Annotated in this window: 12 protein-coding genes; 6 read left to right on the top strand and 6 right to left on the bottom strand. The window is 65.3% G+C overall.

Annotated elements, in window-relative coordinates:
* Positions 1–64: 64 nt before the first annotated feature.
* The 5 genes from ACE10Z_RS41580 to ACE10Z_RS41560 form a co-directional block, all read right to left on the bottom strand.
* Entirely contained in the window at positions 65–1,051 is a 987-nt protein-coding gene (locus tag ACE10Z_RS41580; RefSeq protein ID WP_375785853.1) for an alpha/beta fold hydrolase, read from the bottom strand.
* Positions 1,052–1,715: 664 nt separating this feature from the next.
* The gene (locus ACE10Z_RS41575) at positions 1,716–1,961 is read right to left on the bottom strand and encodes a hypothetical protein (RefSeq protein ID WP_375785852.1); all 246 of its coding nucleotides are present in this window, start codon (positions 1,959–1,961) and stop codon (positions 1,716–1,718) included.
* Positions 1,962–2,194: 233 nt separating this feature from the next.
* Positions 2,195–2,404, bottom strand: coding sequence for a cold-shock protein (locus ACE10Z_RS41570; protein ID WP_029084280.1), 210 nt, complete (start codon positions 2,402–2,404; stop codon positions 2,195–2,197).
* Positions 2,405–2,815: 411 nt separating this feature from the next.
* Positions 2,816–5,314, bottom strand: a complete 2,499-nt coding sequence (locus ACE10Z_RS41565; RefSeq protein ID WP_375785851.1) for an adenylate/guanylate cyclase domain-containing protein — start codon at positions 5,312–5,314, stop codon at positions 2,816–2,818.
* Positions 5,315–5,449: 135 nt separating this feature from the next.
* Positions 5,450–7,501: an AsmA family protein gene (locus tag ACE10Z_RS41560; RefSeq protein WP_375785850.1), complete on the bottom strand. Its 2,052-nt coding sequence runs from the start codon at positions 7,499–7,501 to the stop codon at positions 5,450–5,452.
* Between the two features lie 212 nt (positions 7,502–7,713).
* Between ACE10Z_RS41560 and ACE10Z_RS41555 the strand changes: the two genes are divergently transcribed.
* Complete coding sequence (locus tag ACE10Z_RS41555; RefSeq protein ID WP_212316557.1) at positions 7,714–8,388, top strand: Crp/Fnr family transcriptional regulator; 675 nt, start codon at positions 7,714–7,716, stop codon at positions 8,386–8,388.
* A 244-nt stretch (positions 8,389–8,632) separates the two neighbouring features.
* On the opposite strand, the gene ACE10Z_RS41550 is transcribed toward ACE10Z_RS41555, so the two are convergent.
* On the bottom strand, positions 8,633–9,493 hold the full coding sequence (locus ACE10Z_RS41550; RefSeq protein WP_375785849.1) for a helix-turn-helix domain-containing protein: 861 nt from the start codon (positions 9,491–9,493) through the stop codon (positions 8,633–8,635).
* 186 nt (positions 9,494–9,679) lie between these two features.
* Here ACE10Z_RS41550 and ACE10Z_RS41545 point away from each other — a divergent pair, with 186 nt between their 5' ends.
* The 5 genes from ACE10Z_RS41545 to ACE10Z_RS41525 are packed head-to-tail and all read left to right on the top strand — an operon-like array spanning position 9,680 to position 15,448.
* The gene (locus tag ACE10Z_RS41545) at positions 9,680–11,257 is read left to right on the top strand and encodes an ABC transporter substrate-binding protein (RefSeq protein WP_375785848.1); all 1,578 of its coding nucleotides are present in this window, start codon (positions 9,680–9,682) and stop codon (positions 11,255–11,257) included.
* Entirely contained in the window at positions 11,254–12,255 is a 1,002-nt protein-coding gene (locus ACE10Z_RS41540) for an ABC transporter permease (protein WP_375785847.1), read from the top strand. Before ACE10Z_RS41545 ends, ACE10Z_RS41540 begins: the two co-directional genes overlap by 4 nt.
* Positions 12,255–13,088: an ABC transporter permease gene (locus ACE10Z_RS41535; RefSeq protein ID WP_375785846.1), complete on the top strand. Its 834-nt coding sequence runs from the start codon at positions 12,255–12,257 to the stop codon at positions 13,086–13,088. Before ACE10Z_RS41540 ends, ACE10Z_RS41535 begins: the two co-directional genes overlap by 1 nt.
* A complete protein-coding gene (locus ACE10Z_RS41530) occupies positions 13,085–14,788 on the top strand; it encodes a dipeptide ABC transporter ATP-binding protein (RefSeq protein WP_375785845.1) in 1,704 nt (567 codons plus the stop codon). Before ACE10Z_RS41535 ends, ACE10Z_RS41530 begins: the two co-directional genes overlap by 4 nt.
* 24 nt (positions 14,789–14,812) lie before the next feature.
* Positions 14,813–15,448 carry a pyridoxamine 5'-phosphate oxidase family protein gene (locus tag ACE10Z_RS41525; protein WP_375785844.1) on the top strand — a complete coding sequence of 212 codons (636 nt, stop codon included), beginning with the start codon at positions 14,813–14,815 and terminating at the stop codon, positions 15,446–15,448.
* The last annotated feature ends 395 nt before the right edge of the window (positions 15,449–15,843 follow it).

Below are 15,843 nucleotides of genomic sequence, written 5' to 3'. Positions count from 1 at the left end.
ACTATTCCCAGAATGCAGCGCGTTTTCGAGCGAAGTGGAGACCGGTTCGCGTGAAGAAAACGCGTCAATTGAAGCTCCTCCTGAATACCAGATGGGGCCTCGCCGAGCCAGCCGGCTGCGCCGCCGCGGCAGCCGCCTCAGTCGGCCCGGCACACGCGGCGAACTCCAGCTTCGCCAGCTCCTCGGCGCGCCGGATGTGCCGGAGGATCTCCGGATTGACCCGCTCGGCATGCGTCACCGGCAGCATGTGGCCGGCGGCCGGCAGATGCCGGATCTCGGCGCCATCAATGATCGCGGCGAGTTTTGCGACGATGCGCTGCGTCACATAGGGCGACAGCCCGCCCGACACCAAGAGCGTCGGCACCCGCAAGGCACGCGCGGCGTCCGCCACGCCGTCGAGATCGAGCGCGGCGTTGAAATCGTAAGGCAGCTTGTCGGCCTGCTCGATCATCCGCAGCCGCCCGCTCGGCGAGAACTGCTCGCGCGGGCCGGAGCCGGCCCAGAACGCGGTGAACGCCTCGACCGCCTCCAGCACCGCGCCGTCGAAAATATCCTGCGACACCACCTGCGCGATCCGCGCGAAGCGATCGAACAGCCGCACGTCGGCGGAGCCGTCGCGCACAGCATGATCCGGAAAAGTGTGAAGCGGTTTTCCGATAAGATCATGCTCACAAAGAGAGCTCTTGCGTGATGCCCCATCACGCAAGAGCGTCGGAAGCACCGGCTCGATCAGCGTCAGGCTGCGGATGCGCTGCGCATAAGGCGAAGTGGTCGCCAGCCGGAACGCGATCGCCCCGCCATAGGAATGCCCGACCAGATGGAGCGGCCCCGTGGCGTTGGCGAGCCAGGGCTCGAGCCGCGCGATCTCGCCATCCAGCGTCCGCGGCCAGTCGCGCCCGCAGGCGGCAACGCCATAGCCGGAAATATCTGGCGCCATGAACGGCCTGCCACTGAGCGCGCCCGCAAGCTTCGTCCATTGCCGCCCCGACCCCAGCGAGCAGTGCAGCGCCACCACCGACGCCGCAGCGTGCGTCCCGTCCAAACCTGTCATCAATCCCATTCCTCGCGTGTTCTTGTTCTCGGCGAGCACGCGGTTCCGCGCGCCCGTCATGACGCGAGTGAGGTGGTGGATGGGTTATTCCTGGGAGGGGTGGGAAGGGTCGTGATCGTGATTACGGAGGCAAGCAGATTCACTGGATGTTGATTTGAGGCCCGTGGGAGTTCGCGGAAATGAAAGCAATGTCGCAGCAGTTGCTATCTTCTAGTCGCTTAGATTATTCTGAATATCAGGATTTGTCTTGACGTCCCAACTCGGCGCCCGGCCTTCTCTGCGCCCTCTCACGATCATTGAGGGTGAGTTGATCGCATCCCTCGGGCGTCGCGATATCGCGAACGCACATCCCTTCCGCTGTTTGACAATGTTGATCGGGGACTAGATTGGGTGCAGCGCCGTCACCCTGAGGAGCGCGCTCTTGCGCGCGTCTCGAAGGGTCGACGGCCCCGGCTGGTGGCCGTGCATCCTTCGAGGCTCGCTCCGCTCGCACCTCAGGATGACGGAACTAACGGTGGTGCAGAGCTGTCATTGCGAGGAGCGCAAGCGACGCGGCGATCCATGGCTTCGCGTATGCTGAACTATGGTTTGCTTCGCTTCGCTCGCAATGACGAGGGAGGCAGGCGGCTCATTCGGTTTCCGCCGCAATCAAAACAGCGCAGCGTCAGCGCACGATGCGCTTCACGCGCGCTTTCTTCTTGGCGATGGGCGCCGGCGCCAGCTCGGCTTCGGCCGCAGCCGTGGCCTCGCGGGCTTCGCGCAGCGCCCGCAGGCGCTCCATGTTCTTGCGGATCGCGGTCGCGTCGCGCTCGACCTCGGCGATGGCGCGCGCGCCTTCCTCGGCCGCCAGCCGCTGGCGGTCGGCCCTGGCGAGGCTCGCGGGCGATGGCGTGGGCTTCCTGGCGGTCATCGGCGTTCTCTCCAAGGCATGATCCCGCTGCGAACGCTTCGCGGCTGTTGCACGGAACGGCGCGATGCGGCGTGCTTTGGGAACGCGCGCAGCAAGACATGCTAAAACCCGCCCAATCCGGGTGGATCGAGCGGGCCGCAACGTCATCCCAGTACATCCGTGGAATGACGAACCGGCATGATCGCGACAAACGCGGAACGCGTTTGCGCTGATATCATGCCGAAGTAAAAAACTCAGACGATCTGAAGATTCTCGGCGCTGGTCTTGCCGCGCATCTTGTCGGTCTTCAGCTCGAACGAGACCTTCTGGCCTTCAGCGAGGCCAGTCAGACCGGCACGCTCGACTGCGCTGATGTGAACGAACACATCCTTGCTGCCGTCGCTCGGCTCGATGAAACCAAAGCCCTTCTGGCCGTTGAACCACTTCACAGTACCTGTCGCCATCTTCTCTTCTCCAAAATGCGCGTCTGCGCATGTGTTGCGCAGAATCGCGCGCCATCCATTCAACTGACGATGTCTTTGGAGGAGGGCCGTTCTGACCATTCAACAAGGCGCAACGGCTAATCGAATGGCCCCAATATACACACTTTCCGCGCGAATGCAAGGTTCGGGCGGTAGCGGGTTCCCGCTGGTAGACGGGGGCGGACAGTCTTTCCTCGCGACAGCGCCGCAGCGAAGCGGGCTCCCGAACCGTCACCCTGAGGAGCGCGTAGCGCGTCTCGAAGGGTCGACGGGCACGAGCGGGGCCGTGCATCCTTCGAGGCTCGCTCCGCTCGCACCTCCAGCGACAAAGGCGAAGCCTTTGCGCGGGGATGACGGGTTTGTCCTGGCGCTCCGGCGACGTGCGTGCGCGGATCACTCCGCCGCCGCTTCCGCTGATGGCTCGCCTTTCCAGCGCAAAATCTCCGCGGCCAGGATCGGGTGATTGAAACCCTTCAGCACGAGGTCGTCGATGGCGCGGCCTTCGACAAGGGGTTCGACCATGCCGTAGACGCGGCGGCTCACCACGATCTGGCCGGCCTTGGCCTCGCCGCACAGGCGGGAGGCGAGGTTGGTGACGCTGCCGATCGCGGCATATTCCAGCCGCTGCTCGAAGCCGACCTGGCCGAGCGTGGCATAGCCGAGCGCGATGCCGATCCCGAAGCCGAGGCTATGCCCGCGGTTGCGCCACTTCTCGGTCAGGGGGCCGACCGTGTCGCGCATCTCCACCGCCATCCGCACCGCGCGCGCGGTGTGGTCGGTGAGCTGGATCGGCGCGTTGAACAGGATCATCACGCCGTCGCCGGCATATTTGTCGAGCGTGCCCTCGTACTTGAAGATCAGCTTGCCGAGCGCCGCGTGATATTCGCGCAGCACGTTCATCGCCTCTTCCGGCTCGGTCGCCTCGGTGAAGGCGGTGAAGCCGCGCAGGTCGCAGAACACGACGGTGACTTCGCGGCGGTGGCTGTCGAGCAGGCCCTCGGGATTGTCGGAGGAGGCGATCAGCTGCGCCACCTGCGGCGCCAGGAAGCGCTCGAGCCTTCGGATGCGCTCGATCTCGCCGAGCTGGGTCTCGACCCGCTGCTCCAGCGACTTGTTCCAGTCCTTGAGCTGCTCGGTCTGCTCGCGCAGCTTGTCGGCCTGCTCGCGCACGGTGGAATTGGCTTGCTCCAGCGCGTGGCTCTTCTGGTCCACCTCGGTGAACAGCCGCGCGTTGCGCATCGCCAGCACCGCCTGGTGCGCAAAAGTCTTCATCAGGCCGATCAGGTTCGCGGGGAAATCGCCGGCCGTCTTGCGCAGCACCACCAGCGAGCCGAGCACGCCCTGCTGATCGACCAGCGGCACCACAAGCACCGAGTGGAAGCCGGCGCCGACCACGACATCGCGCAGCGGATGATCGGCACTGGATTCTTGTTTTGACGCGTTTTCTTCACGCGAACCGGTATCCACTTCGCTCGAAAACGCTCTCGTGGCGAGATCGGGAAACGCCAGCGGCTCGCCCTTCGCTGCGGCTTCGCCGAGCGGGCTGTTCGCCGCGTCGATCGCGCGATGATGCCCCTCGGCTTCGCCGTCGATGCCGATCGACTGCGTCAGGTTGAATGTGCGGTTCGTCGCGTCATAGCCATAGATCAGCACGGCGTCGGCATGGGTGATCTCGAGCGCGCGGGCGGCGACCGTCGGCAGCACGGCGTTGAGGTCGAGCGAGGACGCCACCGCGCGGCCGACCTCCTCCAGCACCTTCAGCTCGTTGATCGATTGCGCGAGGTCGCGGGTGCGCTCCTTCACCTTGCCTTCGAGGCCGGAATAGGTTTCGGCGAGCTGCGAGGCCATGCTGTTGAATTGCCCGGCGAGCTCCTCCAGCTCATCCGCGGTCTTCACGTCGATGCGGTGGCCGAAATCGCCGGCCCCTAACCGCCGCGCGCCGGTACGCAGCGCGGTGATCGGCACCAGCATGCGCCGCGCCAGAATCGTGCCGGCGATGATCGCGACCACGAGGCCGAGCGCGATCAAAAGCGCGATGCGCACCAGCTGGTCGCGGATCGGCGACAGCGCCTGCGCCGTCGGCTGCTCGACAAAGACGTGCCAGCCGAGGTCCGGCGCTGCTGTCGCGGTCGTCAGCACCGCGTTGCCGTCGACATCCTTGCCGGAGGCGATCGGCCTGCCGCTCGGCGACAGCACCGCGGCGACCTGCGGCAGCGCGGCGAGGTCCTTGCCGACCTCGGGGCCCTTCGACGAACTCGCGAGCACGCGGCCCTTGGCGTCGACGAGATAGGCGTAAGCGGTGCGGCCGACCTGGGAATCGCCGAAATAGTCGCCCAGGAAACGCAGGTCGATCTCGGCGACCGTGACGCCGGCGTTGAAGCCGGAATGCTGCTCGCCGATCGACATATACGGCCGCTCGTCGCGGAAGTACGCCGGCGCGTAGGCGGTGCCGCGCGCGACAGCCTCGGTGAAGCGGAGGTCGCGGGAGAGGTCGGCATTGGAGTTCAGCGTGACGGTCTGGCGCGACAGCCGCAGCATCTCGCGGCCCTGGCCGTTGATCAGGGTGAGCTGGTTCACCGCCGGCACCTGGCCGAGCAACTGGGCATAATCGGCGCGGCGCAGCTCGATCGTGTTGGAGGAGGCGCGGGTCACCCAGGAGATCTGCCGCTCGAGATTGGAAATCGATTGCTCGATGTGCTTGGCGGTGGCGTCCGCCTTCTCGCTCATCGCGTCGGTGAGCGTGCTCCTGATGCCGCGATAGCTGATCCAGGTCTCGAGCGCGCCGTTGACCGCGAGCACGAACACGACGAGACCGACCAGCGCGAGGACGTATTTGGCGAACAGACCGCCGCGCAGGAACCAGTTCTTGCCTTTGTCCGGTGCCCCGTTCATCCAGCCTCGTCCGTCCCCTCCAATCGGTCGGGTGCGCCACTGTATCGCTGCTGTTTAGCACGGATCGGCGAGGCAAAGCGGGGCCTCCCGTCGCATGGTTAGCCCTGCATTCCGGCGGGGGATATCCGGGAATATTCAGCGGCTGAACAGCTGCCGGAGCACGTCGTTCATCGCGGGATTGTCGTGCTGCTCGGCGGTGTCGGCCGGCGGAGGGGCGGGCGGTGGTGGTGCGGCGGCCGGCGGCGCGTCGGGGGTGGGCTGGGCCAGGCTGCGGCTCGGGCGGGAGGCGCTGCCTTGATTGAGGGTGGAGAGGCCCTGCTGCAGCAGGTTCCCGATGGTGTCGCCGAGCTGCCCGCCGAGCGGGTTGTTCTGGCCGGTGCCGGGCTGCGCGCTGGTCCCGCCGCCCTGCACGCCGTTGAGGAGGTTGGTGAGCCCGTCCATGCCCTGGCTCAGGCCTTGGTTCAGACCCTGGCCATTCGCGCCGAACAGGCCCTTGCCCATCTCCTTGAGCTTTGCGTAGGCGGCCTCGGGATTATCGAGGATGCCCTGCATCTCCGGATAGATCCGGGGGGACACCCACGGCCCCTCGATCATCACGGGGATGCCGAGGCCGACCGGATTGCCGGCGCGGCCCTGGCCTTCGGTGGTCATCACGAGCTGCGGCTCGACGCGGAACCCGATCTGGCGGGTGTTGAGGTCGACGGTGCCGACCCCGCTCATCTTCACCAGCGGGCCGATCAGATTGAGATCCGTGGTGACGGCCTGGCCCTTGTCGAGCTTGAACGAAGCCGAGAGCTGGCTGAGATCGGTCGACAGCTCCTGGCTCTGCTGCCAGCCCGACAAGGTGCTGGTGGTGAGATTGCGGATCATCTGCGCGACGTTGAGGCCGAGGATCTTGCCGTCCTGGAACACGACGAACGCGGTACCGCCGAGATTGCCGACGACGGCGCGCGCGCTGGTGCCCTGCGCCGTCAGCGCGATCTTCGCCTGCATCCTGCCGTTGAGCTTGTCGAATTCGGCAAGGCTCTTCAGCACCGGCAGCGCGCGCACGCCGGCGAGATCGAGCCGCAGCGCATAGGTTGGAGTAGCGCCCCTCGCGTCGATCGTGACGTCGCCATTGGCGGTGCCCTCATAGGCGCCGAGATTGCCAAGCCGGGCCTTCAGCACGCCGCTGTCAACAGATGCATCGATCGCCGCCTGCGCGAAGCGGCCGTCGCCGATCACGAGCTCCGCCGCCGAGATGCGCGCCTGCGCGTCGACGTAGTTGAGCCCGCCAAGATCGATCGATGCATTGCTCCAAATGTTGGTGCCCAATGGCTGCGCCGCATCGGGTTGGCTCGGCGTCAGTGCCATCGTCATGCGCTGGAAGTCGAGATCGAGCTTCACCAGCGGCTTGTTGCTGGCGAAGTCGACCGAGGCCCAGCCAGTGAAGCCGCCATCGCCGAGCGTGCCCGATACGCCGTTGAACATCACCACCGTGCCGTTCAGGCGCGCTTCCGCATTCGCCTTGATCGGCGCGGGCAACAGGCCGGGTGCATCGATGTTGAACTCGGCCGGCACGCTCTGATGGTCCAGCGGCGCTTGCGGCGCGGTCGCGCGGATCTCGAACTTCAGCGGCTTGTCACCGGTGCTCGCGCTCCCCGTGACGACGATCCTGCGGTCGTTGCCGATGGTCGCATCGGCATTGAGCGTCTCGATCCGGTTCTCGACCCGGTCGCGCACATTGGAGAACACGAGAGTGCCGCCGCTGATACTGACATGCCGGATCGTGAGGCCGCCATTGTCGGACGCGGACGATTTCGCCGGCGGGTTATGGTCGCGGGTGCGCTCGCGCTGCAGCGGCAGATTGACCACCGGCTTGACGATCACGAGGTCGGTGATGTCGGGCCGGCCCGACCACAGGCTCGACAGCGTCATCTCGGCTTCGACCCGATCAGCCGCGAACCGGTTGTTGACCTCACGCTCCCGCGGGTCCTGCAACACAACATCGCTCAGCACCAGATTGACGGTCGGCCAGAGGCCAATCCTGGCGCCGCCATTGATGCTGAGCGTGTAGCCGGTCTCCCGCTCGACCCGCTCGGTGATGGCCGACGTCAGGAAGGAGGACGGGATCCCGACCGCGGCCACCAGCGCGATGATCACGATCACGGCAGCGATGGCGGCCCCGGCGAATTTCAGTGCTCTCATCTCGATATTCCAGGCCGGGCAGACACGGTTCCGCCGCGGAAAGGCACGGCCGATCGCACCAGATTATCCCGCAAACGGGACCTCGCTCCAACGACCGTAAAAATAATCCGTTACCAGCATGAACTTATGTGACCTCTCACACACTCTTATGAGGGTGATTGTTGCTAACCGGGCGTCGGGGGACCGTTCGGATCGATTTGGAAGGCATTACAATGAGCAAACAGGCCGAATTTGCGGTCATTCTGAAAATGAACCCTATGTTCGCCGATCTCGGTGCGGACGAATTGGCGCGGCTTTCGGGCCTCTGCCACACCCAGCAGCTCGCCACCGGCGAGGTGCTGTTCCAGAAAGGCGATCCCGGCGACGCCCTGTTTGGGGTCCGCCGCGGGCAGGTGCGCATCGAAACCGGCGCCTCCGACGGCAGCCGGCTCACATTGAACTTCATGGGATCCGGCGATCTGTTCGGCGAAGTCGCCGTGCTCGACGGACAGGATCGCACCGCGGATGCGACCGCCGGCGAGCCCACCGAATTGTTCGTCTTGCGGCGGGAGGATTTCCTGGGCTTCCTCGAGCGCGAGCCCAAGGTCGCGGTCAGGCTGATCGAATTGCTGTGCCAGCGCATTCGCTGGCAGAGCGAGCGGATGGAAGAATCCGTGCTGCAGCCGTTGCCGGTCCGCCTCGCGCGCCGGCTGTGCGCGCTGGCCGAGGATTTCGGTTCCGAGGTGCACATCTCGCAGGAACAGCTCGGCATCTTCGTCGGTGCGGCGCGTGAGAGCGTCAACCGGCAACTGCAGACCTGGCGCAAGGACGGCATCGTCGACCTGCAGCGCGGCCGGATCATGCTGCACAACATGACCAAGCTGACGGCGGTCGCACGCAACGACTAAACGGTTGCATGCAACGCGCGCGTGAGGATCGCCGTCCTCTCGCGCGCCTTGCTTGCGAATGTTGACGCACTCCTGCCTAAAAGACTTGCTTGCATGACGAGGCGGGTGTCGCTTTCATCCGCCTGCCGGTCCTTGGGGTGACACCCAGCCTTGCTGGCCTCACGCCATCCACCTGCAAACCCCTGCGGTCTTTCCCGTTGACCGCAGGGGTTTTGCGTTCCGCGGGTGCGTGACGCGAATGCGCCTACCTCAACACCACTTCGGGATCGGCCCAGCGCAGATACTGGCGCGGTGCGGCGCCGAGCTCGCGCTTGAACATCGCGGCGAACGCGCTCGGGCTGTCATAGCCGACGTCGAGCGCGACGCAGGTGACGGCTTCGCCGGCGCCGAGCCGTGCCAGCGCTTCGAGCAGCCGCACCCGCTGCCGCCAGGCCGCAAAGCTCTGTCCGGTCTCGCGCCGGAACAGACGCGTTAATGTGCGCCGGCTGAGCTGGCTGCGATCGGCCCATTCGTCGAGCGTGAGATCGGAGCTCGGATCGATCAGCACCGCTTCGCAGATCGCGGCGAGCCGCGGATCGGGCGGCACCTGCACATGCAGCGACACTTCGGGCATCCTGCCGATCTCATCCAGCAGGAAATCGACCAGCCGGCCGTCGCGCCCTTCGAGGTCGTAACGGGTCGGCATATGCACAGCTTCTTCCATCAGCGCTTCGACCAGCGCGGAGACCCTGATCAGGCGGCAGGTTGCCGGCGCGTTCCGCACGCGGTCGGGCGTGACATAGATGGTCTGGATCTCGACCTCGCCCCATGCGCGCGACTGGTGTGCGACGCCGGCCGGAATCCACAGGCCATGGCCGGGCGGCACGACGAAATGGCCGCGCTCGGTCATCATCGAGGTCACGCCTGCGGTCTGCAGGATGAACTGATCGCGTCGGTGCGCGTGTCGCGCGCTCGTGCTTTCGTTCGGATAAGAGGCCGCCATCGCCGCGAGCGGCCGTTCGACCTGTTGCAGTTGTCCGGCATAATGCGCGGCAGCTACGGGACCGGATTGCTTGCGGCAGACGCGCAAGCCGGTGGTGTCATTTCGTCGCGCTGCGACTTTCAAGTGTCGTGAGCTCCTGATCGATCGTCGTTTTCGCAGGGTGCTCATGCATCTTCCGGGCCAGTTGGCCCGATCGCGATGGTTGTTGTCCCCATTCAGGTAGCGCGGGCTAGGGCATTTGGCAACAATGCCTCACCCCGCGACATTCGCCGAAATCGAATGCCTGACGCGCGGCGACGGAGAGGTCCGATGAACAGACGCGAATTCACCAAGGCAATGCTGGCCTGCGGTGCAGCCATCCCGTTCGGCATCACGCGGGCGGCAGGCCAGACCCGCGGTGGAACGCTCAACACCATCATCCAGCCCGAGCCGCCGGTTCTGGTGACCGCGCTGAACCAGCAGCAGCCGACCCTGACGCTCGGCGGCAAGATCTATGAAGGCCTGCTGAAATACGGCGCCGACCTCAAGCCGATGCCCGGCATGGCGCAGTCCTGGGAGATCTCGCCCGACGGCCTGACCTACACATTCAAGCTGTTTCCCGGCATCACCTTCCACGACGGCAAGCCGATGACCTCGGAAGACGTGGTGTTCAGCTGCATGAAGCTGCTGGTGGAGACCCATCCGCGCGCGCGGCAGAATTTTTCGCGCGTGGCCTCGGCCGAGGCGCCCGATCCGCTCACCGTCGTGTTCAAGCTGAAGCAGCCGTTCGCGCCGTTCATCGGCTGCTTCGACTGCACGTCCGCGCCGATCGTGCCCAAGCACATCTACGACGGCACCGACTATCGCAAGAACCCGGAGAACGACAAGGCGATCGGCACCGGCCCCTTCAAGCTGAAGGAATGGGTGCGCGGCTCGCACGTCCACCTCGTGCGCCACGACGGCTACTATCTGAAGGACGAGCCTTATCTCGACGAGATCGTCTACCGCGTGATTCCGGATGCGGCGTCGCGCGCGCTCGCGCTCGCGAACGGCACCGTGCAGCTGGTGCAATGGTCCGACGTCGAATTCTATGACGTGCAGCGCTTCAAGGCGCAGAAGAATCTCGAATTCACCACCAAGGGCTATGAGTATTTCGCGCCGCATCAGTGGCTCGAAATGAACAACCGCATCGCGCCGATGAACGACAAACGGTTCCGGCAGGCGGTGATGCACCTGATCGATCGCGAGGCATTCAGCAAGCGTGTCTATTTCGGCAACGCCAAGGTCGCGACCGGCCCGATCTCGTCGAAGACGCGGTTCTACGATCCGAACGTGAAACGCTACGAGTTCTCCGTGGACAAGGCCAAGGCGCTGCTCGACGAAATGGGACTAAAGCCTGGCGCGAGCGGCAAGCGGGCCGAGATCAAGTACATCGTGCCGCCCTATGGCGAGTCCTATCAGCGCGCAGGCGAGTTCTTCCGCCAGAGCTTTGCGCGCGTCGGCATCGACCTCGTGCTTGTCGGCACCGACATGGCCGGCTGGGCCGAGAAGGTCGGCAACTGGGATTACGAGATGACCCAGAACCTGCTCTACCAGCTCGGCGATCCAGCGCTCGGCGTGGCGCGCACCTATATTTCGTCGAACATCAAGAAGGGCATCCTGTTCTCGAACACGCAAGGCTACTCGAATCCCGAGGTCGACAAACTGTTCGACGAGGCTGCAATCACGCTCGACGAAGCCAAGCGCCAGGAGCTCTACAGCAAGGTGCAGCAGATCCTGGTCGAGGATGTGCCGGTGGCCTGGACGCTCGAGATCGAATACCCGATCATCTACGACAAGGCGTTCAAGAACATCGTGACCACGGGCATCGGCTCGCACGAAACCTTCGGTTCGGTCTACAAATCGTGAACCGGCTCGGGAGCGCAGCGGCGATCGGGCTCCAGGCGATCAGCCGCATCGCCCAGCTCGTTGCCGTGATCCTCGTCATCGCGACGTTCAACTTCGTGCTGGTGCGGGCCGCCCCCGGCGATCCGGCCCAGGTGATGGCCGGACAATCCGGTGCGTCCGATCCAAAATTGCTCGATGATCTGCGCAAGGAGTACGGGCTCGACAAGCCGTATTTCGTCCAGCTCGCGAGCCACCTCGGCCGCGTCGTCAGGCTCGATCTCGGCTACTCCTACCGCCAGCGCCGCCCGGTCGTCGATCTGATCCTCGAGCGGCTGCCGGCGACGCTGCTGCTGACGGTCACGGCGTTCTGTCTCGCGCTGCTGATCGGCACCGCGCTCGGCGCGCTGGCCGGCCTCGCGGCCGGCAGCGTGCTCGATACGGTGTTTACCCTGCTCTCGCTCGTGCTGTATGCGACGCCGGTGTTCTGGCTTGGCCTGATGCTGGTGCTGGTGTTCTCGGTGACGCTCGGTTGGCTGCCGCCGTTCGGCTACGAGACCATCAACGTCCAGCTCTCTCCGATCGAGCACGCGCTCGACATCATGAAGCACATGATCATGCCGGTGACGTCGCTGGCAGCGATTTACCTCGCGATCTATGCGCGGCTGATGCGATCCTCGATCATCGAGGTTGCGCAACAGGACTTTATCAAGACGGCGCGTGCCAAAGGGCTGTCCGGAACGCGGATCGTCGTCGGTCACATGCTGCGCAATGCGCTGGTGCCGGTCGTCACCGTTGCCGGCATGCAGGCCGGCGCGCTGGTCGGCGGCGCCGTGGTGATCGAGACGGTGTTCGCCTGGCCCGGCCTTGGCCGCCTGACCTTCGAGGCGCTGCTGCAACGCGACTATCCGGTCCTGCTCGGCATCTTCCTGATCCTCTCGATCGTCGTGATCGCGCTCAACCTCCTGACCGACCTGGTCTACCGGCTGATCGATCCGCGCATGACCACGGGAGCGGCGTGATGGAGACGGTGCGCGCCTTCCTGCGTCACCCCAGCGGCATGATCGGGCTTGTCCTGCTGCTGATCGTCGTTGTCGTCGCGATAACAGCGCCGATCGTGTTTCCGGTCTCGCCCTGGGAGATGGTCGGTGCGCCGTTCACGCCGCCCGGCGAGGACGGGCTATGGCTCGGCGGCGATACGCTCGGCCGCGATGTCGCAGCCGGCGTCGCCTATGGCGCGCGCGTCTCGCTGTTGATCGGCATCGCATCGGCGCTTGCGGCGATGGCGATCGGCGTCGTGGTCGGCGCGATCTCGGGCTATTTCGGCGGCAAGGTCGATCTGGTGCTGATGCGGATGACGGAATTGTTCCAGACCATTCCGGCCTTCGTGCTGGCCATCCTGCTGGTCGCAACCTTCAATCCGTCGCTGCTCACGATCATTCTGACCATCGGGGCGGTGAGCTGGCCGCCGCTGGCGCGGCTGACTCGCGCGGAGTTCCTGCGTTTGCGGAACCGCGAATTCGTCGAGGCGGCGCTGTGCCAGGGCGAGCGCACCTGGCGCATCGTGCTCGGCCACATCCTGCCGAACGCGATCTCGCCAATCCTGGTCGTGACGTCGCTGACGGTAGCGACCGCGATCCTGCTGGAGAGTGCGCTGTCCTTCATGGGGCTCGGCGATCCCAATTTGATGTCGTGGGGCTTCATGATCGGCGCGGGGCGCACCGCAATCCGCAATGCGTGGTGGATGAGCGTGTTTCCCGGCCTTGCCATTCTCGTCACCGTGCTGGCGATCAACCTGTTCGGCGAAGGGCTGTCCGATGTGCTCAACCCGCGCGTCTCGAGGCGCCGGTCATGAGCGAAACCATGCAATCCAACGCACCCGTTCTGTCCGTCGATCGCCTCTCGATCGCGCTTCCCAAAGGCGGCGACCGCCCCTTCGCGGTCGAGAATGTGTCGTTTGAGATCAAGCCCAACGAGGTGGTCTGTCTGGTCGGTGAATCCGGCTCCGGCAAGTCGATGATCGCCCATGCGGTGCTGCAGCTGTTGCCGCGGGGCGTCGATATCGTATCCGGCACCGTGATGGTCGCGGGGCAGGATCCGTCGCAACTCGACGGCCGCGGTCTGCGGAATTTGCGCGGCGGCAACGCCGCGATGATCTTTCAGGAGCCGTTGTCCTCGCTCAATCCGCTCAAGCGGGTCGGCAAGCAGATCGAGGAGATGATCCTGGCGCACCAGCGGCCGACACCATCGATGGCAGAGGTTCGCGAGCGGGTGCAGACGCTGCTGACGCAGGTCGGGCTGCCGAACCCTCAGCTGCTGGAAAAGAGCTATCCGTTCGAGCTGTCCGGCGGCCAGCGCCAGCGCGTGATGATCGCGATGGCGATGGCCAACCGGCCTGCGCTGCTGATCGCGGACGAGCCGACCACCGCGCTCGACGTCACGACCCAGCGCCAGATCCTGCGCCTGATCGACGATCTCCGGCGCGAGCGCGGCATGGGCGTGTTGCTGATCACCCATGATTTCGGCGTCGTCGCCGATGTCGCCGACCGCGTGGTGGTGCTGCGCCATGGCAAGGTGGTCGAGCAGGGCACGGTCAGCGAGGTGCTGCGCAATCCGCAGGCCGCCTACACGCGCGAACTGATCGACGCGGTGCCGAAGGCACGGCTCGCCGACATCCATGACGCCATCGTGCGGCCCGAGCCGCTGCTGGAAGTCGTCGGCTTGCAAAAGACCTTTCGCGTCAAGCGCGGCTGGTTGCAGCCGCCGCGCGAGGTCGTCGCCGCGGATGGCATCTCGTTGACGCTGCACGAGGGCGAGACGCTTGCCGTCGTCGGCGAATCCGGCTCCGGCAAGTCGACGCTCGGGCGCATGATCATGCGGCTGACCGAACCGGATGCCGGCGCCATCCGCTTCGGCGGCGCCGATCTTCGGCAGCTGCGCGGCGAGGCGTTGCGCCAGGCGCGGCAGCGGCTTCAGATCGTGTTCCAGGATCCGTTTGCCAGCCTCGATCCGCGCCAGAAGATCGGCGATGCCATCGCGCGCGGGCCGATGGCTTACGGCACCTCGCGCACCGAGGCGATGGCGCTAGCGCGGAAGCTGCTGGTCCGGGTCGGGTTGTCAGGGGCTGCTGCCGATCGCTATCCGCACGAATTCTCCGGCGGCCAGCGCCAGCGGATCTGCATCGCGCGGGCGCTCGCGCTCAAGCCGCGGGTCTTGATCGCCGATGAGGCGGTGTCGGCGCTCGACGTCTCGGTGCAGGCCCAGGTGCTGGCGCTGCTCGCCGAGCTGCGCCAGGAGATGCGGCTCGCGATGATCTTCATCACCCATGATCTGCGGATCGCCGCCGAGATCGCCGACCGCGTCATCGTGCTGCAGACGGGGCGTATCGTCGAGGAGGGCACCACGGCCGAGGTTTTCACCGCGCCGCGTCAGGCCTATACGCGCGACCTGCTCGATGCGATTCCCGGCCGCGACTTCTTCGACCAGCCGGGCTTCGCGGCCGCGACCGGCGCACGCCAGACGGCGAGGATCGATTCCGGCATCGACGCGGTATAGACTAACAACAAAGGGAGGTTCGCTATGGGTCACGAGGGCGCAGGCGGCAAGCCGCCGGTCAAGTCGCAGCAGGATCTTCGCGCGCATTTCGGGCAATTGAGCCCGCTTGCCGAGAAGAAGGTGCTCGACCATCTCGACAAGTTCTGCCGCGACTTCATCGCGCTGTCTCCGTTCCTCGTCATCGCCTCCAGCGACGGCAAGGGCCATGCCGACGCCAGCCCGCGCGGCGATGCGCCGGGCTTCGTCTCGGTGCTCGACGACAAGACGCTGCTGATCCCGGACCGGCGCGGCAACAACCGCGTCGATACGTTCGGCAATATCCTGGCCTCGCCCGGGGTCGGGCTGATCTTCATGGTGCCGGGCATCAACGAGACCCTGCGGATCAACGGGCGGGCCGAGATCTCGCAGGAGCCGGATCTTCTGACGCCGTTGACGGTGCAGAACGTCACACCGATGATCGGCATCAAGGTGCATGTCGATGAGACCTACTTCCATTGCGGCAAGGCGCTGATGCGCTCAAAACTCTGGAATCCGGCGGCGCAGGTCGAGCGCCACAGTTTTCCGACGCTCGGCCGCATCATTGCCGAGCAGACCGCCGCGGTCGAGGTCGAGGTCGCCGAGAAGACGATGGAAGAGGCCTATCGCACCAGGCTGTACTAGAGCTTGAGATCACCCGCATGCGCGGGCGATGACACCGCCTGGTGTGACGCCTTGAATCGAGATCCTTCCTCATCGTCGTCCCTGCGAAAGCAGGGACCCATAACCACGCCTGCCGATTGCTGGACGATGCTGGAACAACGGGTCCCTTCAATAACGTCTGCCGCGGAGTATGGGTCCCTGCTTTCGCAGGGACGACGCGTTTGGAGGAGCCGTAGACTCACATCATGATTTCGGAATAATGGAAAAATACCGCTGAGTTGCCCGACGAGTCAAGTTGCCGCGTCGGCCGCCGGCTACTTTGCATGGGGTTGTTTTCGATATTTTGGCAGCGCGCCCCTGCGACGGCGGCCTGCGCGACCGCTGCCAAACCTGACTTCACCATGCTTTAGCGGCGC

Origin of the sequence: Bradyrhizobium sp. Pha-3 (assembly GCF_042258615.1) — a bacterium.
Classification (GTDB): Bacteria; Pseudomonadota; Alphaproteobacteria; order Rhizobiales; family Xanthobacteraceae; genus Bradyrhizobium.
Note: the sequence above shows the minus strand (reverse complement) of the source record. Positions and strands in the feature narration are given on the sequence as shown.